This is a genomic window from Streptomyces montanus, from assembly GCF_005786655.1.
Lineage (GTDB): Bacteria > Actinomycetota > Actinomycetes > Streptomycetales > Streptomycetaceae > Streptomyces > Streptomyces sporangiiformans.
Genome location: NZ_VBZC01000017.1, coordinates 1 through 19297 on the forward strand (window position 1 = coordinate 1; position 19297 = coordinate 19297).

Annotated in this window: 27 protein-coding genes and 1 pseudogene; 1 reads left to right on the forward strand and 27 read right to left on the reverse strand. The window is 67.2% G+C overall.

Annotation, left to right across the window (positions count from 1 at the left end; translation table 11 throughout):
• From FE633_RS17045 to FE633_RS17120, 20 genes and pseudogenes are all read right to left on the reverse strand, one after another.
• A pseudogene (locus tag FE633_RS17045) lies at positions 1-325 on the reverse strand (hypothetical protein); the annotation flags it as partial.
• Between the two features lie 828 nt (positions 326-1153).
• Positions 1154-1642, reverse strand: a complete 489-nt coding sequence (locus tag FE633_RS17050) for a hypothetical protein (RefSeq protein WP_138046018.1) — start codon at positions 1640-1642, stop codon at positions 1154-1156.
• A 78-nt stretch (positions 1643-1720) separates the two neighbouring features.
• Positions 1721-1975: a hypothetical protein gene (locus FE633_RS17055; RefSeq protein ID WP_138046019.1), complete on the reverse strand. Its 255-nt coding sequence runs from the start codon at positions 1973-1975 to the stop codon at positions 1721-1723.
• Between the two features lie 205 nt (positions 1976-2180).
• The gene (locus tag FE633_RS17060; RefSeq protein WP_138046020.1) at positions 2181-4820 is read right to left on the reverse strand and encodes a hypothetical protein; all 2640 of its coding nucleotides are present in this window, start codon (positions 4818-4820) and stop codon (positions 2181-2183) included.
• 33 nt (positions 4821-4853) lie between these two features.
• Positions 4854-5003, reverse strand: a complete 150-nt coding sequence (locus tag FE633_RS47220; RefSeq protein WP_171059984.1) for a hypothetical protein — start codon at positions 5001-5003, stop codon at positions 4854-4856.
• A complete protein-coding gene (locus FE633_RS17065) occupies positions 5000-6298 on the reverse strand; it encodes a replication-associated recombination protein A (protein ID WP_212747228.1) in 1299 nt (432 codons plus the stop codon). The genes FE633_RS47220 and FE633_RS17065 overlap by 4 nt, the downstream gene beginning before the upstream one ends.
• A 306-nt stretch (positions 6299-6604) precedes the next feature.
• Positions 6605-6937 (reverse strand): hypothetical protein, encoded by a 333-nt coding sequence (locus FE633_RS17070; protein WP_138046021.1) that lies wholly within the window; start codon positions 6935-6937, stop codon positions 6605-6607.
• Positions 6938-7665: 728 nt separating this feature from the next.
• Positions 7666-7854: a hypothetical protein gene (locus FE633_RS47225; protein WP_171059985.1), complete on the reverse strand. Its 189-nt coding sequence runs from the start codon at positions 7852-7854 to the stop codon at positions 7666-7668.
• Between the two features lie 1088 nt (positions 7855-8942).
• Entirely contained in the window at positions 8943-9176 is a 234-nt protein-coding gene (locus tag FE633_RS17080) for a hypothetical protein (RefSeq protein WP_138046023.1), read from the reverse strand.
• A gap of 72 nt (positions 9177-9248) precedes the next feature.
• Positions 9249-9836 carry a SufD family Fe-S cluster assembly protein gene (locus FE633_RS17085; RefSeq protein WP_138046024.1) on the reverse strand — a complete coding sequence of 196 codons (588 nt, stop codon included), beginning with the start codon at positions 9834-9836 and terminating at the stop codon, positions 9249-9251.
• Between the two features lie 14 nt (positions 9837-9850).
• Complete coding sequence (locus FE633_RS17090; RefSeq protein ID WP_138046025.1) at positions 9851-10342, reverse strand: hypothetical protein; 492 nt, start codon at positions 10340-10342, stop codon at positions 9851-9853.
• A gap of 36 nt (positions 10343-10378) precedes the next feature.
• The gene (locus tag FE633_RS47230; protein WP_171059986.1) at positions 10379-10543 is read right to left on the reverse strand and encodes a hypothetical protein; all 165 of its coding nucleotides are present in this window, start codon (positions 10541-10543) and stop codon (positions 10379-10381) included.
• Positions 10544-10586: 43 nt separating this feature from the next.
• A complete protein-coding gene (locus FE633_RS47235; RefSeq protein ID WP_171059987.1) occupies positions 10587-10724 on the reverse strand; it encodes a hypothetical protein in 138 nt (45 codons plus the stop codon).
• Positions 10725-11099: 375 nt separating this feature from the next.
• Positions 11100-11522 carry a recombinase family protein gene (locus FE633_RS17095; RefSeq protein ID WP_138046026.1) on the reverse strand — a complete coding sequence of 141 codons (423 nt, stop codon included), beginning with the start codon at positions 11520-11522 and terminating at the stop codon, positions 11100-11102.
• On the reverse strand, positions 11519-11662 hold the full coding sequence (locus tag FE633_RS47240) for a hypothetical protein (RefSeq protein WP_171059988.1): 144 nt from the start codon (positions 11660-11662) through the stop codon (positions 11519-11521). Before FE633_RS47240 ends, FE633_RS17095 begins: the two co-directional genes overlap by 4 nt.
• A 57-nt stretch (positions 11663-11719) precedes the next feature.
• Positions 11720-12199, reverse strand: coding sequence for a hypothetical protein (locus tag FE633_RS17100; RefSeq protein WP_138046027.1), 480 nt, complete (start codon positions 12197-12199; stop codon positions 11720-11722).
• Positions 12196-12534 carry a hypothetical protein gene (locus FE633_RS17105; RefSeq protein ID WP_138046028.1) on the reverse strand — a complete coding sequence of 113 codons (339 nt, stop codon included), beginning with the start codon at positions 12532-12534 and terminating at the stop codon, positions 12196-12198. The genes FE633_RS17100 and FE633_RS17105 overlap by 4 nt, the downstream gene beginning before the upstream one ends.
• Before the next feature lie 68 nt (positions 12535-12602).
• Complete coding sequence (locus FE633_RS17110; RefSeq protein WP_138046029.1) at positions 12603-12947, reverse strand: hypothetical protein; 345 nt, start codon at positions 12945-12947, stop codon at positions 12603-12605.
• Between the two features lie 105 nt (positions 12948-13052).
• Entirely contained in the window at positions 13053-13394 is a 342-nt protein-coding gene (locus FE633_RS17115) for a hypothetical protein (RefSeq protein WP_138046030.1), read from the reverse strand.
• A 182-nt stretch (positions 13395-13576) separates the two neighbouring features.
• Positions 13577-13861, reverse strand: coding sequence for a hypothetical protein (locus tag FE633_RS17120; protein ID WP_138046031.1), 285 nt, complete (start codon positions 13859-13861; stop codon positions 13577-13579).
• A gap of 37 nt (positions 13862-13898) precedes the next feature.
• Here FE633_RS17120 and FE633_RS47245 point away from each other — a divergent pair, with 37 nt between their 5' ends.
• Positions 13899-14066 carry a hypothetical protein gene (locus FE633_RS47245; RefSeq protein WP_171059989.1) on the forward strand — a complete coding sequence of 56 codons (168 nt, stop codon included), beginning with the start codon at positions 13899-13901 and terminating at the stop codon, positions 14064-14066.
• A gap of 107 nt (positions 14067-14173) precedes the next feature.
• On the opposite strand, the gene FE633_RS17125 is transcribed toward FE633_RS47245, so the two are convergent.
• The 7 genes from FE633_RS17125 to FE633_RS49245 form a co-directional block, all read right to left on the reverse strand.
• Positions 14174-15919 carry a DEAD/DEAH box helicase gene (locus FE633_RS17125; RefSeq protein ID WP_246113668.1) on the reverse strand — a complete coding sequence of 582 codons (1746 nt, stop codon included), beginning with the start codon at positions 15917-15919 and terminating at the stop codon, positions 14174-14176.
• Positions 15920-16627: 708 nt separating this feature from the next.
• A complete protein-coding gene (locus FE633_RS17130; protein ID WP_138046032.1) occupies positions 16628-16837 on the reverse strand; it encodes a hypothetical protein in 210 nt (69 codons plus the stop codon).
• A gap of 96 nt (positions 16838-16933) precedes the next feature.
• A complete protein-coding gene (locus tag FE633_RS17135) occupies positions 16934-17416 on the reverse strand; it encodes a hypothetical protein (RefSeq protein ID WP_138046033.1) in 483 nt (160 codons plus the stop codon).
• Positions 17413-18075, reverse strand: a complete 663-nt coding sequence (locus FE633_RS17140; RefSeq protein WP_138046034.1) for a hypothetical protein — start codon at positions 18073-18075, stop codon at positions 17413-17415. Before FE633_RS17140 ends, FE633_RS17135 begins: the two co-directional genes overlap by 4 nt.
• On the reverse strand, positions 18072-18386 hold the full coding sequence (locus FE633_RS17145) for a VRR-NUC domain-containing protein (protein WP_138046035.1): 315 nt from the start codon (positions 18384-18386) through the stop codon (positions 18072-18074). Before FE633_RS17145 ends, FE633_RS17140 begins: the two co-directional genes overlap by 4 nt.
• The gene (locus tag FE633_RS17150) at positions 18386-19171 is read right to left on the reverse strand and encodes a hypothetical protein (RefSeq protein ID WP_138046036.1); all 786 of its coding nucleotides are present in this window, start codon (positions 19169-19171) and stop codon (positions 18386-18388) included. The genes FE633_RS17145 and FE633_RS17150 overlap by 1 nt, the downstream gene beginning before the upstream one ends.
• On the reverse strand, positions 19168-19293 hold the full coding sequence (locus FE633_RS49245) for a hypothetical protein (protein WP_281291206.1): 126 nt from the start codon (positions 19291-19293) through the stop codon (positions 19168-19170). Before FE633_RS49245 ends, FE633_RS17150 begins: the two co-directional genes overlap by 4 nt.
• Between the last annotated feature and the right edge of the window lie 4 nt (positions 19294-19297).

Here is a 19297-nt window from a genome sequence, read left to right on the forward strand (position 1 = left end):
GGGGCCCTGCGGGGGTGCCGGCCGGGCGGGGCCCGGTGCGCGCCGCCGGGGGCCCGGGGCGGGCCCGGGGCGGGAACGTGGGGGTCCGGCGGGTTCGGTTCAGTACGCGGAACGTGCGCCAGTCGGCCCACTCGATCCAGGTCGGCCATTGCGGAACGGACTCATCAAGGATGCGCGTGGCGCCGTTCTGCTGCTGGTAGTCGAGGAGTCGCACGCGTCGGGTGGCGGCGATGAGCACGGTTCGGGAGTCGACCATGACCGAATCGTCGACCTCGATCAGCTTTCCGATGTGCTCTGCCGACAGGTCGGTGAGAGTTGTGCCCATATCAGGTGCTGCTCCTTGGTGGCGGGTGGAGGGGTTAGGCGGCCTTGTAGCTGTTCAGCTTCTCGGTCAGTTCGGCGCGGGCGATCTTGAGGGCCTGGATCTTGCCGTTGATCTTGTCGATGGCGTCCTGGACGGCTTCGGCGCGCTTGGTGTCGAGGAACTGGGCGTAGGCGGCCTCCCGCGCCGGGGTGGCCTTGTCGGCCTGGTAGGTGGTGACCAGCCCGGTGACAAGGTCCTGGACCTTCTCGAAGGTCTCCTTGCTCGCCCGCTCGGCGGGGCGTGGGTCGGGTAGGCCGCCGCGAGCATGGTCCGGCGGAACGTGATCAGCGGCGCGGCCCCGTTGTCCGCCTCGGCGGTCAGGTCGGCCGGGTTGACCAGGTGGTGACCGACCACGTACGGCTGGTCGCCGTCGCCCAGCATCGGGACGTCGGTGTGCTCATGGCGGTCGTTGCTGCCCTTGCCGAACTGGATGTTCAGCAGGCCCGCCACGGCCGGGGCCAGCTCGTAGTTCGGGTGGACCCGACCCAGTTGCCCGTTCCCGACGCGGCGCAAGCGCGGGGTCGTCCGAGTCGACGCCTTTGGTGATGGCCATAGCCCGATACGACTCACACAGCGGCACATTGGAGTGGACCAGCAACAAGTCCACTCCCCACATCCTGACCTTGAGGTTGTGGGCCACGGTTCGCGGCAGCACGGCGTAGGCGCCCTGCTCGTTGACATCGTCAACACCCCGGGGGTTCATCACTCGCCGGAGGGGCGGCTGAAGAAGCTCACTGAGCCGGGGCCTCATACCGTCGGAGCATGAAGAAGTAGACCGGCTCCGACAGCTCACCTGTCGAGGCCAGCCGGCTCACGGGTGACCACGCACACCTTGTCGTAGCAGAGCGGGTCTCGGCTGCCGTCCTCGAAGACGAGCGCGTAGCCGGTCACCGGCGAGTTCGGCACTACTGCGGCGAGCCGCTTGAAGGAGAAGTTGTACGTGTGCGCGGGCTGGAGGACGCCTCGGGCCTCGTCCACCCCGTGCGGGTCGTGGCGCCAGTACGCACGGCAGACCAGCTTGCCGATCAGTTCCCTGCTACGGCAGTACACCTCGTCAGAGGTGCTGATGTACTCGTACGCCCAGCCCTCGGCGGCCGCCTTCGCCTCGATCTCCGCGTGCCGCCTACGCACACGGTCGTAATGCCGGTTGTCGCTGCACCGTCGGCAGCAGCTCTCCCCGTTCTCCGGGTCGGTGAAGACACCCGGCTCCTGGAAGGAGAACAGCTCGTCCGGCTTGTGTCCGCAGCCAAGTATCTGGTGGTGGTTGATGAGTTCCATGCCGCTCCTAGAACGTGACCCGATTGCGGAGCATCTGCAGACCGTCGTTCGGGTCGACCGTCGATATCTGGTGGCTGTTCAGCAGCGGGGTTCGAGTCGTCGTGCTGGACGTCGTGCCGACCGCGAACGCCTCGGGGTCGACGTTGCGTTCGCGCCGTACTCGGCGAACCGGTCCGCACGGTCTTCCGCCTTCTCGTACCGCTCGGCCTCCGCCTCCGCGAAGCTGCGCCGCGTGGCGTTGTCGATGACCCGGCACACGTTCAGGCCGAGTTCCAAGCGCAGGGCGAGGGACAGCCGGTCATTGCTCCACGTGTCGGCCTTGTGGTCGCGCACGTGTGGTACCGGATCCACGCCCCGACCGTCTTGGACCAGCGGAAGCCCATACCGCCCCGGCGCCCGTACCGCTTCCGCTTCAAGATCTCCCGCACGCCGCCGGGTGGGTGTCACCTTCAACGCTGGTTCCCTCGGTGCGGCTGTGGCGAATGACGATGTCCGCCGCCGCCTCGTCGTCCACAGGTTCCGAACCCGTGCAGATTCGTCACGACGTACCTGGCGCCCCCGACCCCGTTACCCCGCTGCTCCCGTTGTGGGTGCAGGCGGGGCGGCTTTCGCCCCGGGGGAACTCGACGGCCGTACCGCACGAGCAGCACCCGCCCACCATGACCAGCGCGGTCGTCTCGGCCTTCGCGTCCTTGACGAGGTAAACGCGTCCGTCGGCGGACCGGTACAGCGTCCCCGCCTCGATCAGCGGCGTCACACGGGCAGCGGGCACCCTACGGCCCGCGTGCCCGAACCCGTCACCGCGCTGCCACAACAGACCAGCCCCGGCCCACTCGATCACCTCGGCATGCGTGCCCGGCTCGGCGGTCTGTACGAACTCACGCGCCGCCCACAGCTCCGGCGACTCCTGTGCCTCCGGCTCCTCATCGGCGGCGAGCACGGCCCTGCCTGCGTCCATGGCGGCCTGCAGGTCGAGCTGGTACACCCCGTACCGCTCATCCACCGACGTGCACAGCGCGTGCCAGGTGTCGGCCGTGGCGTCGGTGAGGTTGGCGGGGATCGCCAACAGCGTGTCGTCCGCCTCGGTCGTGATCGGCTTCTCAACGCCGTTCACGTTGTACGTACGCGACACGTGCCGCTCATCTTCGTTCGGACCCTCATCGAGGCGGACCGACGTAGCGCCGGTCCGGTACCGGGTAATGACGTGCCCGATGTACGCGGCCGACAGCACCGCCGCCGCGTTCTCGTCCAGGCCCTCACGCCCCAACGCGTCGATCACGGCGAGTTCACCATCAGTGGGTGTCGCGGCCTTCAGTGCCGCGCGCTCTTCCTCGGCCTTGCGCAGCGCTGCCGCCTCCGCCTTGGCCTTGGCTTTCGCATCGGCGGCGGCCTGAGCGGCCTTGGCCTCACCGGGCCAGGTGTCCCCGGCGGAAAGCCAACGATAGGGGCCGTCCTTCACGGCCGTGTGCTTGGTGTCCTTCTCCGGCTCGGTCACGGCGCCGATGCGCACGGCCTGAGACCACAGGCGGAACGCGGCCTCACCCTCATCGGTGAGACCGAACGCGCGCACGCCGGGGGCGACGGCGTACACCTTCACGAACCCGGCCAGCCACAGGCCCGGTACCCGCTGCTTGTTGATCTTCGCCGAAACGTCGGCCTTGTCGGGGGAGACGTCAAAGGCGGTGAACCCGTCGGCGGTCTCGCGCACCTTGCCCTCACGCATCCATCCGAGGGCGCGCCACTGGTCCCGGCTGAAGTTCAGCAACTGGGCCGCGTCGATGTCGTCGGGGGTCATGGTGTCGGCGTCCTGTGCGGCGTGCCGGTCCAGGTGGAGGCGGGCGGCGTCGTCGGCCTCGTCGCGGGAGGTGTACACGTACGCGGCGGAGACGTCGGCCACCGGGTCGCCGTACTTGTTGAGGGCCATGGAAACGGGGCCGTGCCGGTCGCACTCGGCTACCCACTTGGTCTCTCGGACGTCCAGCGCGACCGCCCGCGCCGGGGTCGGCGTGTTGTAGGCGTCGCCGGAGGCGGGGACGTCGGCGGCCTCGGCCGCGTCGCTGCCCTCGGCGCTCTCGCCGGCTGCCTCCTCGGGGGCAGCGGCTGTATCGGCGGCCCGTTCGGAGTCGGCGGGCAGACCGGGAACGGGCTTGCCGCCGGTGTGCCTGCGGACGATGTCCCGGACGTCTTCAGCGAAAAACTCGCCGTCGATCACGGACGGGCTACCGATCCGGTCACCGTTCGGGGCGACGATCACCCACGGCCACGCCTCGCGGTCCTCATGAACCACCGTGTACACCTCGCCGCACGTGGTCGCGTGCCACAGGCCGTCAGTGATCCACTTGACCGTGATCCGCCGCTTACCCGCCATGTCCGTGTGTCCATCCGTGTCGTTGTCGTGGTCCTGCTGTGTCCTGCTGTCGCTGTCGCCCGGAGGGAGGGCGGGGAAGTCCTCGATGCCCCGCGCTGCCAGGTCCCGGCACTCCCCGCACCGCCAGTCCAGTGGCCACACCCCCCGGCAGCACCGGCGCGGGGCGGTGCGTTCGGCCTCCCGTGCTGCCTCGCTGCGGGCCTTCCGGCGGTCCCGGATCCGCGCCCGCCGCATCAGGGCCTCGGTGCGCTTGCGGGTCTTCTCCGCCTCGACGGCCGCCCGCTCAGCGCCGTTGCGGGCGACGGCCAGGCGGCGGCGTTCCTCACCGCCCCCGGGGAGCACCGGCAAGGCGTGCGCGTCCTGCTCGGCGTGGCTGTCCCACTGGCGGGCGCGGCGGGCCTTGCGAACCGACGCCATGACGTCGGCCTCATCGCGCAGCACGCCCGGCCCGGCAGCCTCGGCGAGCCTGAGCGCCTCGTGTCCGTCCTCCGTCGCCACGACCAGACCCGAGGCGTGACGCGCGAGGTATCCGCAGCGAGCGAGAAGCCGCACCCGCTCACCCTTGACCCGCCGCCCTGTACGGCCGTCCGCGTCGACCGCGCGGAACCCGGAAGCGTCGGCTTTCAGGCCACCGGCGACAGCCAGCCGCACCGTGTCCACGAACGAGGCACACCAGCCGAGAGCGGCCATGGTGCGCGCGGCGTCGCTATCCGGGCCCTGCGAGCCGGCCGCGACCTGAGGGCCGGCGACCAGCGCCAGCCGGGGGCGGGGGGCCGCCCCGAAGAGGGCGGCCGTCGTCTTGCTACTCATCAGGCCACCTCCACCCAACGCGAGCGGAGAGCGTCAAGCGACGCCGTCAGTGCGTCGAACGGATCCGCCGACAGCAGCGGGCCTCAGCCGGGGGCGCCGGGGCAGAGACGACCGGGTCGCGTCGCACTGGACGGTGAGGTCGTCCTCGATGACGAGGGCCGGGTCAACAGTGGTGTAGGTCATGGTCTGTTCTCCTGGGTCGCGGTGAGGCTACGGATAGCCCTCAGCCGTTGGCTGATGGTTTGTTCGAAGCCGTTAGATGTCGGCACGTAGTACTGCGTGCCGAGCGCTCGGTCAGGTAGGTACTGCTGGGTGACGACGCCGTGCTTGAAGTCGTGCGGGTACAGATACCCCTGGCCGTGGCCGAGGGCCTTGGCTCCCGGGTAGTGCGCATCGCGCAGATGCACCGGGACCTCCCCGGTGCGGCTACGCCGCACATCTCCGAGCGCCTGGTCGATGCCGCGGACGATTGCCGGCGACTTGGGAGCCGTGGCGATCGCGACCGTCGCCTGGGCAAGGTTGATCCGGGCTTCGGGCATGCCGATCAGCTGGACCGCCTGCGCGGCGGCCACTGCGATGGCGAGCACCGACGGATCAGCCATGCCGACGTCCTCGCTGGCATGCACGATCAGCCGGCGAGCGATGAACCGCGGGTCCTCCCCCGCCTCGATCATCCGGGCCAGCCAGTGCAGGGACGCATCTGGATCCGAGCCGCGAAGCGACTTGATGAACGCCGAGATGACGTCGTAGTGCTGGTCGCGGTCGTAGCGCTGGAGTGCTGCGCCGGTAACGAGCTCGATGGTCCGGGCGGTGACCTCCGTCTCGCCGGCAGCCATCGCCGTGGCGGCAGCCGTCTCAAGGCGGCTGAGCGCCTGGCGCACGTCACCGGCGGACAGATCCGCGATCAGCTCGAGCACTTGAGACTCTGCGCTGACGTGGCCATCGAGGTCAGGGTCCTCATTGAGCGCGCGGGCGAGGAGCTTCACGATGTCGGCGGTGCTGATCGGCTTGAGCACCATGAGGATCGAACGCGACACCAGTGCAGCGTTCACGCTGAAGCTCGGGTTCTCGGTCGTCGCGCCGATCAGCGAGATGACGCCGTCCTCCACGGCAGGCAGGAGCACGTCCTGCTGAGCCTTGGAGAAGCGGTGGATCTCGTCAATGAACACGAGCGTCCGGGTGCCGTCGGCGACGAGCTCCTTCTGGGCCGCGGCAAGCACCTTGCGCACCTCGGCGACGCCCGCCGACGTGGCGGAGAGCTCGACGAAGCGGCGGCTCGTCTGGTGCGCGACGACGCTGGCGATGGTGGTCTTGCCGCATCCGGGCGGGCCGTGCAGGAGCACTGAGGTCGCACCGCGGCCGGACACGAGCAGTTCGAGCGGCGAGCCAGGGAAGACGAGGTGCGCCTGTCCGACGATCTGGTCGAGCGACGTCGGCCGCATGCGGGTGGCCAGGGGCTGATGGGTGGTGGTTGGCACTGCTCAGCCCTCTTTCTCGGGGTTGTCGCTTTTTTTCCGGGCGCGCCGCTCGGCGACCCATTCGGGGGATGCGCTCGGGGCAGTATTGGCTGCCGTTCTTCTGGAAGAATCAGCCGGACTTGATGTCCCATGCGCGTCCGGGAATGGTGGCGTCGCAGCCATCTTGCGAGCAGTGTTCGACGGCTGATCGCTGGTTTTCGCGTCGACGGTCGGCGGACATGGTTCCCCCCTTGGTTCATGGCCCTGTGTAGTTCAGTAGTGCCCTAACCCGGAGTCGAACGGGGCCGAGAACCATCTAGGGCTGCTCTACTTGAGCCACGACAAGCCGAACAGAACACGCAGAGTCGGCCGGTTCACGTTGGTGTACATGCCGGGCATATCGAGTTTCACCCAGTAATGCTCCTGAAAGACAACAGCGCAGGACTCCAGCCCCGTACGCTGTGCATCTTGATCACCATCCGGGTCGAACGTGTGCCAGATGATCCACGTCTCGCCTTCGCGATGCTCCGCATGCCAGACCTCGAAACCAGCGCGCTGCTCCTTCCAGGAATACTCCGGGACACCCGCACGCTTCAGGTGGGCGCGAAGGTTCTGCTGCATGTTCTTGAGGGTCTGAACCTCTACAGCAATAATCGGCATTCTCGTTTCCCCTTTTCAATTAAGTCCTGCCACCTCCAGCTGATCTGAACGCCAGGTGTGTTGAGAACCTCCTTCCAGCCGGTTGTCGCCATGGGCGGACCGCCCCTCCAGGCGGACAACTCCAAAGTGCTGCGCCCGGAAGCCTGGTCGGCGAACAACGCATCAGGAGTGGACGACCATGGCCTGACGCGGGCCAGGAGAAGGGGCATGCCTGTCGGCCAGTCGAACCCGCCGTCGTGCGTGAGACGGCGGCGCTGAACCGGGCACGCTGCGCACGCCCCGGGTCCGTCTCCAAGACAACGCTCGTAACCGCCCCAGCGCTGACGGCCGGTCAACGCCTCGAACAGCGAGGTGTGATGCGTCGGCCGCCACCCACACTGATGCCGGTGGCCGAAGTGGGCGCCGAGGGTGAGGCGGGTCCAGCCGTTGCCGTGGGTCTCCTAGTCCGTAGGCGGGCTGCTCCAGGAATGCGGGCATGCAAGGTACCTCCAGGTCCGTCATGAAGGTGAAGTGGAGTCAAGGGGCTGATCGGGCCCGTGCACTCGCGCTGGCGTCCGGCGTTCCCTGCTCATAACGAGGAGCGCAGCGTGATCGTCAGCGTTCTCGGGTGGGTGGGGCCGGTGGGTGAAGGGGCTGCACGTTCCTGGGTGTCCGGCGCCGGACTTGCAGTCGAACGGGATCGGTCGGCTACGGCCCTTGCGGCAGATACGGGGGCTCATGGCGTGCGCCTACGGCAGTACGGCGCGAAGCCCGTTGGTGAGCAAGGCCACGGCCGCAGACAACTCGCGGGGCGTGGTCAGCGAGCCCAGCTGAGCGGCCGCAGCCGAACGGCTGTGCCCAGCAGCGGCATTGAGTGCCGCCTGAACGGCATGGCGGACGGTTTCCGTGACGCGCATCTGGACTTCGGTGTCCTCCAAGTCGGCAGCTGTAACCTGCCCGCGCCCCATGAGGCGGTTGGTCTTGGAGGCGACATCAAGGGTGGTGAGCGCGTCGTCGTTCGCCGCGGGGCGAGAGCGGAGAGGTTCGCGCCGCCGAAGGCAGTACGGAAGCGTGACGGGCAGTGGGTGTGAAGGTTCATGGCGAGCTCGGCGGCGAGGCCGCGGACGGCTACCAGACCGTACGTGTTGGCCAGTTGCGTCATGAGGCCGAGCGCTGCGTGAAGATCCCCCTGCCTGAGGGCTATCAGATAGACGTCGGTGACGGTGCGTATGAGCTTCTCGGGAATCGCGGTACTGGACACGGTGTTTTCCCCGTTCGGGCGTTCGGGTGACTGCGCGCCGACGAACTCGCAGGTGATGGGGTTGTCCCAGTCGTGATCGGTCATGAGAGCGCTGCTCCTTGAGCTTGTTGGGTACGGCAGCTGGCTGGGGCCAGCAACGAAACTGCCGGTGGAGCTGAGCTGGTCGTTCCAGCACGGCCCCACCGGCAGGCAGGTGTTTCTTTGGCTCCCGAGCCGGCTGTGCCGGCCCAACGCTTGCGCTTCAGAGCGGGTCGTCAAACTACCCATCGTGGTCACTGAGGTCGATCACTGATTGGCCCGGCGCGCTGTCGGTGACGGTGAAGGCGCAGGCACCCTCGTCAATGGCACCATCGCGGCCACGGTCTGCCCAGACCTGGCGAGCGGCCCCGAGAGCTGTGCTTCCTTCAGCGTCGATCTCCCAGCTCACGCGCCACGTGGTGTCGCGCGCTGCTGTCGGATCGAGCTCTTCGGGCACAGACTCTTCGCCGTCCTCGAAGTTCTCGCGGAAGTGCGCGAGCGCTGCGCCAGCGTCGTCGGCGTAGATGGCGGAGGCTCCGCGTGGTCGGGGGTGACGGTCCAGACGTCGCCGAAGGCCCGCATGCGTACCTGGTCAATGCGGGACTCGGGCGTCCCGTGGTCGTCGAGGAATGCGGCGAATATGTCGAGCCAGTCACCCTGCGAGCAGCCGCGGATCGTCTGGCTGGCGACCGCGTACTTCTTGGCGAGCCAGCGGCGCGCCGTGCCTCATCGGCTCCCGGGGTTGCGTCAACCCTCCTTGGGGTGTTCGTCAATCGGCTGAACAGTGTCAAGATCGACGACCTGGCCCACGCGAAGGGTGTTCAGTCCGCGTAGCATCGCGATTTCATCCTCGCGCTCCGCGATACCCGCGGGGCTCAGGGGCCGGCCGTCCTGCCTGAAGTCGCCCTCTTCCAGAAGCTGTTCCAGCGCAGCCTTCCAGTGGTTGACCTGGTACTGCGTGATCTTTTGCATGCGGGCCATGCGTCAGTCCCTCCTCGAAGGGCGTGATGGGGGTTGGATGCTGCGCGTGATGGTGGAGTTAGGCGCGGGCGTTCAGTGCCCTGCGCCGACGAGGACGTCAGTGACCTCCTTGGGAAACGTCACGTAGACGAAGTCGAGGGACGTCACCTTGTCGAAGAGAAGCATCACGGCCTCGTGGCGCGGGATGCCCCGGCTCATGAGGTAGAACAGCTGCTCTTCGTCGAGCACCGGCTGCCCTCCGAGCGAGTTGAGGGTCGCGCCGGGGTCCGACGCGAGCTCCATCGGGCGGTTGGCGACGACGTACTCGTGCGGCCACAGGTGCAGGTCTCCCCGGGGCGTGGCGATGACCGCCTGCTTGGGGTACACCTTGGCGGCCTGCTTGCCGTGGCCGACGGTGATCGCGCCGGAGTTCAGCTGGTGCGGACGGGCACGCCACATAGACAGCTCGGGGACGCGGAACCTCGAGCGCAGCTCGGTCATCGGCTCCTCGACCACGATGATCCACGTGCCCTCCTCCGGGACGGCCTTGCCATCCTGCTCGGGGAAGTGCATCGACGGCTCAGCGCCGATGGAGGCGGCGATGCTCCAGCCGTCGTCGGCGTGCTCCTTCATGGCGACGAGAGAGCGAATGTGCGGGGCGGCCTCGGTCAGAGAAGTCATGGGGTGCCTGTCTGTCAGCGTTCGTTGGTGCGGATCAGCAGATCCGCGGGGAAGTCGCTGGCGTCGGGCGTGACCAGGGCGACGAGACCGTCGGTGCCGACCCTGACGATGGTGTCGGTGCGCCCGGCCATGCCATCGGTGATCGAGAGCGACCTCGCCGCGATGCGGTCCGCCGTCGCTCCTTCCGGGATCAGCACCGAGTCGCCGGCGCGCAGTGGACGGTCGAAGTAGTCGTGGACGGAGTCCGGTTCCGCGTCGGGGAGGGAGATCTCTTCGCACCCGGTGAGCTGTTCGAACATGGCCTGCGGGATGACCAGTGCTTCGCCGAAGGTCACCTGGGTCTCGTCGGTGCTGCCGACGTAGACGATCAGCGGTTCACCGTCGTCGGCGAGCCGGGTCACCCGGCCGATCGCCAGGGACGCGGAGGACTCGTAGCCCTTGTCGATGCCGGGCTCGGCGACGATGACGTAGTCACCGGGCTTGGGTCGGTCGGTGTTATGGAACATGTGCGGGCTCGATTTGGATGTGCGGGGCATCGATGCTCACGACTGGCTTCCTTCCGGATCTGCGAATTCCGTGATCCGACAGCGGCCGCACCGCATGGACGCCGGCGTGCCGCCGGTCTCGCTGTGGAGCACGGTGAGCTTCGCTGGTCGCTGCTTGCGCCGCGGCTGGCCCAGATCAGGGCGATAGATCTCGAAGGGCATGATTGCGGTCCCTTCAGAGGCCGGTCAGGAGGGTGTGCCTGGGTCAGTCGGCGAGGTGGTGGCTCAGACGCGCGATGCAGTCGGCATAGCCCTGCGCGACGGCGAAGCCGCTCGTCTCGGTCGCCAGCCGGTCTTCCCACGAGGGGTAGGTCTGGCGGGTGGTGCTGCTGTAGGCCTGCATCAGCGAGCCTCCTTGGTGTCTGATTGGCGGCCGATGCGTGTCCCGGCTGGCGCATTGACGGGTCTCATCGGTGTCTTGCTCGGGGCTTCGGCGATCAACGTCGTTGTCGCGTCCGGCCGGTGGCAACAAAACGTCTCCTCAGGGACACCACCGGAACCCGGGGACGCCCATGACGCGACGCCGACGTATCAATGGGGAACAGGCCGGGTGCACGAACGCCCGGCCTGTTTCGGTGTCGATCCCGCACCCGGGTCGGCTATGCCGACCCAGAGCCCCGAGGCCAGCGCGCTGTCAACGGCCAGGTCGTTCCCGGTAAGCGGCCAGGAGTAGGCCCCACTGCACAGTCAGCGCCCGTAGGGCGCGAAGCCGAGGGGACTACTCTTGCAACTTGCGGACCGTTTCCTCCGCGCGGGCCCGCTCCTTCTCGTAGTCATCGAAGAGACCCAGCATCGTCAACCTGAAGTCGCCGGTCGCGGAGGTCAGGTCGAGGTCATCCAGCTCGACAGTGAACACCTGAACACCGTGCTTCCTGGCGATCTCCGTCAGCGCCTTCAACTTGGCCGCCTGCCAGCTGTACCGATCGCTCTTCGTGGCCACTACCGCCTCTACCTTGCCAGCGGCGACGTCGTTCATCAGGTCAAGGAACATGTCGTTGTGCCCGACCGACTTGTAGGTCTCTGTGAGCTCCATGCCGTGCCGCTGTGCCCACTCCGCGCAGTCCTTCTCCTGAGCTTCCAACGCTGCAGGATTCTCCCTGGCGACCCGGCTGTAGACCGCCACGCGCTTCGTCTCGCTCACTCGTCCGCCTGCCCATCTTCCATGGCGATGAGAACATCAGCCAGGCCAGCCTCGGTGAGGGGCTTCTTGACCACCGGCTCACCATCCGGGTCGTCGTACGACAGCGTCACGACCGGGATCCAGGCTTCACGGCCTTCCATGCTCTTTCCTCTTTTTGAATCGAAAGCTGCCACATTGGTGTGACAGTCGTGGCGCGCTCAGGCCGGCACGAATCCGACGCTCAACCGCCACCACTCACCACCACCCGGAGTGATCCGCCGGCTGATGTCCTCCGGCAGGACTGAGGTCATTTCCGGAAGGAACCACACCGCCAGCGTCCCGCCCGTCGCAAGGGTCAGGGCCGCCCACCGACGGACACCTTCCGCGAGCGGCAGAGCAATATGGGCAACACCATCGTCGGCAAGAAATGTGACGGTCACCCGTCCATCCCGCTCGATCGTCCACCGGGCCTGTGACTCCGCCGCCCGTGCCGTCTCTCCGCTCGGGGCGAAGTGGTGGCGTTCGAGGAAGGCGTCGATCTCCTCCCGAGAATCCTCATCTGTACCGATGAGGGCCAGCGCCGGCTCCAGCGTGCCGTCCTTCTGTGGCGCTCCAGTCGGAACCGCGGCTGTGGCTGGCACACCGTTGATCGAGACCGTCGAGACCAGCCGAAGCGGCTTCTTGCGTCGGCTGGTCACTCGTCAACCTCGTCCTTCTTGCGCACCCAGTCTGCGTGGGCCTCGGCGACCCGCACCTTCCACTCCTTCCACTCCTCGTACGTGGGCAGCGTCTTCGGGATGCCCTCGCCGATCAACGTGTTCGAGAAGTCCCCCAGAACGATCTCCGGCACGCCGCTGCTGAGCCAGCCGTAGTGGCGGGCGCCCCGGACGGTCGTCCTCGTCGGCGAGTCGTCCTCCAGCACCTGGCGGATGAATCGGGGGTCGGGGGTGAAGCGCCAGGAGTGCTCCACCATGACCCGGATCGTGAACATCTCGTCCTCGGTCAGCCGGAGGCCCGGCTTCCGGTCGTGCATACCTCTCCTCTCAAGGACAGAGGAGCCTGCCAGACACCACTGACAGGCTCCTCGACTGTTTGGGCTGACTAGCCCTTGGACTCCCGCAGACCTCGCAGCTCACGGCTGAGGTTGGCGCCGAGCTTCACGAACTCGGTAACCCCCTCCTGCCGCGGTCGCCGGGCCTTCTTGCCCTTGCCGGCCGGCTTGACCGGCGGGCGGTACACCTCGGCGTCCTCCGGGTTACTGCCGGCGTAGGACACGGTGTGCAGCACCTGCATGAGGTACTTCCGCAACCACGTCGCCAGCCGGGTGATGTCCCTCTCGCCCAGGTCGTCGCTGAAGTGGAACCGGCTCACCGTGCGGGCAACCGCGTCGGCGACCGTCGTGGATTCCCCGTCGAGCGGCACCGTGCGCCGGATCATCTGGAGCACGAGCCCCTGGGGGGCGATGCTGGAGTCGATGGCGCTGCCGGCAACGGCGTCATGCGGAGGCGCGAGGGCGTCGCGTGGAGAGCGGCCGAGCCGCCCTTGCGTCGTTCAAGCGTCGAGAAGCACGCAGACGGGGCACTCGGGTGCCCCGGACGGCGCGGCACGCTGCATGGTGTAGCCGCACAGGCAACCATGGAACGTGCCGTCACTCACGTGCATGTAGGCGTCTTCCCGCCCTCGGATCTGGTTGCGGGCATCGGTGATCTCACCGGGCTCGACGAAGGTGACGTCGGTGACGCCCATCGGGGCAAGGTTTCCCGCGATGGCATTCTTGAGGGTCGCCACATCCGGGTCGTCATCATCGACACCCAGCCCGGTGAATTCGACGTTCTGATCTGCCGGGCCCAGCTTGGGGTTCTTACGGGTCCCGCCGGAGGTGAAGTCCTGCATTGTGCTGTCACTCCTCTGTCGTGGGTGGGCACAGCCAGCGCTTCGTGGTGCTTGTCGCGAACGCAGGAATGCAGAAGCCCTGGGGAACACGGAGCTCTCCAGGGCTTCTCGTCGTCTCATGTCGTCGTCCAGGGGCGGCTGTGCCGCCCGTCCCGTATCAGCGATCTCCTGACCAGGACGGATCATGGGAGTAGATGCGCGTGCCGCTTGTTGCTCAGGTCGATCTCGACGCTCCGGCCGGTGAACCGCTCGATGACGGTGAAGACGCAGACGTCGCCGTCGTCCGGCTGCTCGTTGTACCGCAGGAACTTTTCCCGCCAGACGTCGAGAGCGGCCTGGACCGGGGAGACGCCTTCGTCGCTGTCGATCTTCCACCGCACGGGGTACGAACCGTCGTTGGTGATGTCGGGGTCGAGCTCGCCGGTGCTGGCAGTGACCGGCTCGTCGCTCGTGCGGTGATCGGGCACGAGGGTGACGAGAAGCAGCTCGACGAGCCTCTCGTCGTTGGTGGGTCCGCTGTGGGATGACCGCCGAACCAAGCACGACGGCGACGAACCACTGCCCTTCTCCATCGTCTTCGGTAAGGCAGCTTCAGCCGAGGCACCGCTGCCCGAGGTCCGGGCGCTGGGCATCGACGAGACCCGGCGCGGACGGCCGCATTGGACCCGGTAATGCGTCATGGTGGGGTGCACTCATCCCTGGTCGTCGGATGGTGTCGGGGCGGTCGCCGACGGCGGCCCGGCTGCAGGATCACAACCAGGCCGTCGAAGGGGTGTGGGTTAGACCCGCTCGGAAGCCCAGAGGTCGTTGAGGTCTTCGCGGATCTCTTCTTCCAGGGCGGCGAGGAGTGCCTGCTCGGCGTTGAAGTCCCCGGATACGGCCTCGATGAGGTCGTCCTGGACCTGCTGCTTGCCAGCGAGCACCGAGGGCATCCGCTCGTCCTGCGTGCCCTTGGCGATGAGCCGGTGGATGATCACCGGCCGCTGCTGGCCGGGGCGGTGCAGCCGACCGTTCGTCTGCATGTAGTGCTCGAGCGAGAACGGCAGCGTGTACCAGATCATCGTCGAGCCGCCGTGCTGCAGGTTCAGGCCGTGCCCCGCGGCGGCGGGGTGGAGCAGCATCACCGGGATCTGCTTGTCGTTCCACCGGCGGACCATGTCGCGCGAGCCGTCGAAGGCCTGCGCGTCGATGCCGGCCTTCCGGAGCCGCGTAAGCAGCTGCTCCTTGTCCGACTTGAAGTGATAGGCGATGAGCACGGGCTCGCCGCCATTGTTGCGCACAAGGTACTCGGCCATCTCGAGCTTCTTGTCGTGGATGACCTCGTACCGGCCCTTCGTGGCCGGGTCGTCAGGATCCGCGGTGTAGAGCGTGCCCGAAGCGAACTGCATGAGCTTGCTGGTGAGCACCGCCTGATTCTCGGCGATGATCGACTCGACGCTCTGTGTCATCTTTCCGTCGTCGTCGGTGTAGGTCCGCACGATGTCCAGGACCAGGTCACGCTTGAATTCCTTGTAAGCCTGAAGCAGGTCAGGCGGGAGCGTGACGTTGACGTCCTGGATGGTGAGCGATGGCAAGATCAGTGTGGTGTTCTGCGCGCTCATCACCAGGTGCGAGATGGCCTGATGGATCTCGGCCTCGGCGTTCGCCGTGGGGATCCACTTCGCCGGCGTCGTCGTACCGGGAACCATCTTCGGGACGAACCACCGGTTGCGGAACTGGGTGATATCCCGGCCGAGCGCTTGGCCTTGGTCGAGCAGGTAAATCTGGCTCCACAGGTCGTGGAGACCGTTAGGGCTGGGCGTTCCCGTCAGCTCGATGAGTCGGTTCATGGCCGGCCGCACCCTCGCCAGGGCCAGGAAGCGCTGCGAGTCGTGCGACTTGAAACCCTGGGACTCGTCGATGATGACGGTCTGGAAGGGCCAGATGATGGTGTTCTGGCCGTTGATGTTCTGGACCGGCAGCTGGTCGACCAGACCGAAGCGGCACCGAGCGCAGCCTGCCCCGGAACAGGTTCGGCAGTCATAGGCCTCCCACGTCACCAGGGCCGACTTGAGCAATTCCTGAATCCAGGCGCGGATCTTGGCCTTGGCGGGGACCCGGTTGTTGGTGTTTCCGGCGACCAGAGCGCGGTATGCGCCGATCAGCTCATCTCGGCCCAGTGGCCCCCGCGCCTGGAGCAGGCTCAGGATCGCCGTCGCCTCCGGTGAGATGGTCGGGGCAGGCACTGCGCCCGGCACCGGCGTGATCAGCTTCGTCTCCTGGGACGGCTGAGTCAGCAGCTCCTGGTTGATGAAGTACATCGTCGGTGGATCGGTGGCGACTTCCTGGAAGCGCTTCAGGCGCTCGGCCCTGGAGAGCTTCCTGTCGTTCTCGTCGACGATGAGCGACTTCGTCCGGATGGGGAAGCCCCACTTCTCGATCTCGTCGATCCAGGTGGAGCGGGCGATCGCCACGGGCGCGATGACGAGGATGTGCCCCATCGGGCGCAGTGTCTGCAGTACCGCGAGGGTGCTGAGCGTCTTCATGCCACCTACGGGGACCCATGCACCTGCGAAAGGGTGGTCAACGAGGAAGTCGTGGATCTGCTGCTGATGCGGCATCAGCGAGATCGGGGACGGAGCAGTAGCCGTAGTCATGTCGCTGGTCATCCCTTCTCTTCGAGTGAGTGGTCAGGCATGGCATGCCTCTTGAATGAGAGCGAGTCGGGCATGGGCCTCGTCGCCTCTCTGTTTTTGCTGCGCGACCTCGGTCTCCAGCTCGGCGACCCTCGCTTCGAGCTGCGTGACGCGCTGGTCGGGTCCGAGGGCTTCTCGCACGCGTTGCAACACTGCCACCGGGTCGTCAGGCTGCTCGGCTGCGTCAACCGGTGCTGTCTGGTGCGTGGGTGCTGGCATGTCGTGCTCCGCTTTCTGCGGAGTCTCGGGAGTGATGTCGGAGGCGGTTCTGGTTGCGGGGGCCGACGCGGCACGATCGCGGTGGACTCGCCGATGCGAGCCCAGAGCAGCCGCAGTGCTGAAGGGCCGCTGGCAGACCTCGTATCTGAACTCCCGCTTCTGGGGCGTGGATTAGGCCTAGGTCTCGGCTTCAGCCGCGCGTATGACCTCGAATAGCGGCTGACCGGACTCGTCGAAGGTCACCTTCAGCGGCGTATTCGCGGGAAGGCTGCCTTCTTGTGCGTCGAACCAGGCGGTGAAGGCTGTGCTGTGCTAGATGAACGCCTGGGCCACCGTGATCTATTGGGCCGGTCCGGGTTCCTGAGCGGAGTCCGACGATGGAACTTCAGCATGGTGTTCGGCCATGAGCCGGCGCATGTCGGCCTTGGCGTCCTGCGCCGTGCGGTTCTGCGAGGTCAGGTTGGGCGGCACCGAGGCTGTGCCCCCGGTGTTGTTGTGCATGATGCAGTGGCCTTTGGAGGAGATTCGTCCAACGCGGCCGATGTCCATGGCCGCGAGGATGAGGCTCTCGGCTTCCTGGTCGAGGCTCCCCGCTCCTTCGCGCGGCGGAGTTCCCGGGTGTAGTTCCGGCTTCCCCCATGATGATCAGTCCTTCCAGTCCACCCCTTCGTTCTCGGGTCCGGCGTAGTTGACCACCGGGGCGGCCGGGCCGGAATCCAGGATGGTGGTCCGGTCCTTGCTGACCACCACCCACCGGTGGCCGGTCAGGGAGTCAGTGATCCACCGGCCATTGGCCGCGTTGCGGTGAGCCCTCACGGCCACACCGTCCAGCTGTCCCGCCATACGCTGGGCCGTGGTCTTCACCATGCCGCGCGCCGGGATGTCGAAGGCCCTCAGGTCCGGGTCGTCCTGGATCTGCTTCGCCACGTCCAGGCCGTCCCGCGTCAGCCTCGCTCCGAACTGGGGGTTCGTGGTCAGCCCCAGGGCGTGGAGGACGCGGAAGGAGTCCCGGCGGGCGCGCGTGCCGGACCAGACGTTGTGGGTGGTGTTGCCCGGCCAGGCGGCCGTCTTCAGAAGATCTGCCTGAGTGTCGGACAACTTGATCTGTACGAAGAGTGCGTCCGTCACTGGGCCGCCTCCCTGTCCTGCTCACTCGCACGCCAGTACGAGTCGATCGCGGCCAGCGCGCGGGCCACAGGCCCTTCTACCCAGGTGGACAGGTACATCTGGACCGTGCCGTCCTTGCGGAGCTGAGGGGAGACCCCACAGTTCACGTCGTCCGGATCCAGGAACTCCCTCAGCTGTTCCAGGGCGTCCCTCAGCTCCGCCGCGATCGGAGTCAGCTTCCGTACCCCCAGCGGCTGGATCTTCGGGAAGCCCTTGCGCTCCGGCGCGATGAAGTACCCGTCTTCCTCCCAGCTGGGGTCCCAGCACTTCAGCACGGAGTGCCCGGCCGACCGGCCGCACACCAGCGTGTAGCCGGGGTGGTCCTTCGTCTGGGGGCGTGATCTGAAGTGGCCACAGCGTTCGTGGGTGCTCCAGCTCAGCGGCGGAGTCGGCCTTCTCCCAGTTACGGGGCTGTATTTCTGCGCCCCTCTCTCCATGGGGGCAGCGCAGCGGGCGAGCAGCTGCTCGTCGAAGGGGACAGTCTTCGGGACGAGCACGTCGAAGCGCGGCCGGCCGATGTCGGGCTCGCGCAGCATCCCGGAGGAGAACTCGTCGCGTTGGCCGGAGTCTTTGGTCTCATACTGCGGTTGCTGGGTCGCGGCTATGTATTTGTGGGTCATGGTGCTGCTCTCTGTTGGTCGGATGAGGTCTTGAGGAGGTTCGCGATGAACGCGTCGACGCCAGGTTTGTCGTCGACGACGTGAACCTCGGCCCCGTGGCGGCGCAGCTTGGCGTGCGTGAGCTGTTGCAGCTTCCGCAGCTGGCCGCCGGGGCGTTTGACCTCGACGAACACGGTGCCGTGGGGGGCGACGACGATCCGGTCGGGCACTCCCCCGCGGGCTGGTGAGACGAATTTGAGGCACAGGAAGCCGTGCTCCCGGCACTGGCTGAGGAGGTAGTTCTCGATGGTGCTCTCGCGCGTGCGAGCCATCAGCGCTGTGCCGTCTCGTTGGAAGAGGCCGTCGGCGCACCGTACTTCAGCTCACCAGGCTCGACGAGGCGGAAGCCCGTGGAGTGCCTGTGCATGCGGGAGACGCTGAGGGTGGAGTGCTTCGTGCCGTAGTGATCCCGGACTTGGGCCTCCCCGTCCGCAACGGACTCGATGACGACGCGACGCTGGTTCTGACGGGTGTCGAGGTCCTCCCAGATTTGGCCCCGGCGGACCAGGATGCCCTCGCGGGTCGTGTTCTTCTTCTGCTGGGCCTGGGCGTCGTCGTCCTGGGCGGAGGTGTCGGTCGGCACGGCATCGGACATTCGACTCAGGCACCGAGCAGCGTCGTGTCGGCAAGTCCCATGAGGCGGTGGGGGCGCGTAGGACCGGAACCCGATGCGATTGGCTTCGGCGGCCAGCGTCTCGCGCCAGCCGTCCGGCGGCGGGCAGTCGGCTTCCTCGCCGTCGGCCCGGTAGAAGAGCCACGGCTCCGTGCGGGGCCCGACGACGCGGAACTCGATCCCGAGGCGCTCCGCGTCAGCGATGAGCGTGTCCAGGGCAATGGACAGCCCGCTGCGGATCTTCGCGTCGCGTACCGGGAATCGGGTGTACAGCGTGCCCTCGGTGGCAATCTGCCCCGTGTCTGGGTCGTTGTTGGCGCCGTCGTCTTGGTAGCCGAGCTTGGCGTGCCAACCGCTGCAGGGCTCGTCGTTGATGCGTCCGGCGAGGGGGATGTAGGTGACGGTGATTCCGGTGGACCAGTACCGGCCCGACTTGCTGATCATTCGGGTGTCTCCTCGTACGGAGTGTCGGTGGTTTGTGCGGCGCGGATCTCGTCGGCGGTGGCGGTGAGGTCGGTGCGGGCGATGGACTCGCGGAGCTGGGTGATGCAGGCGGTGCGGGTCATGGCT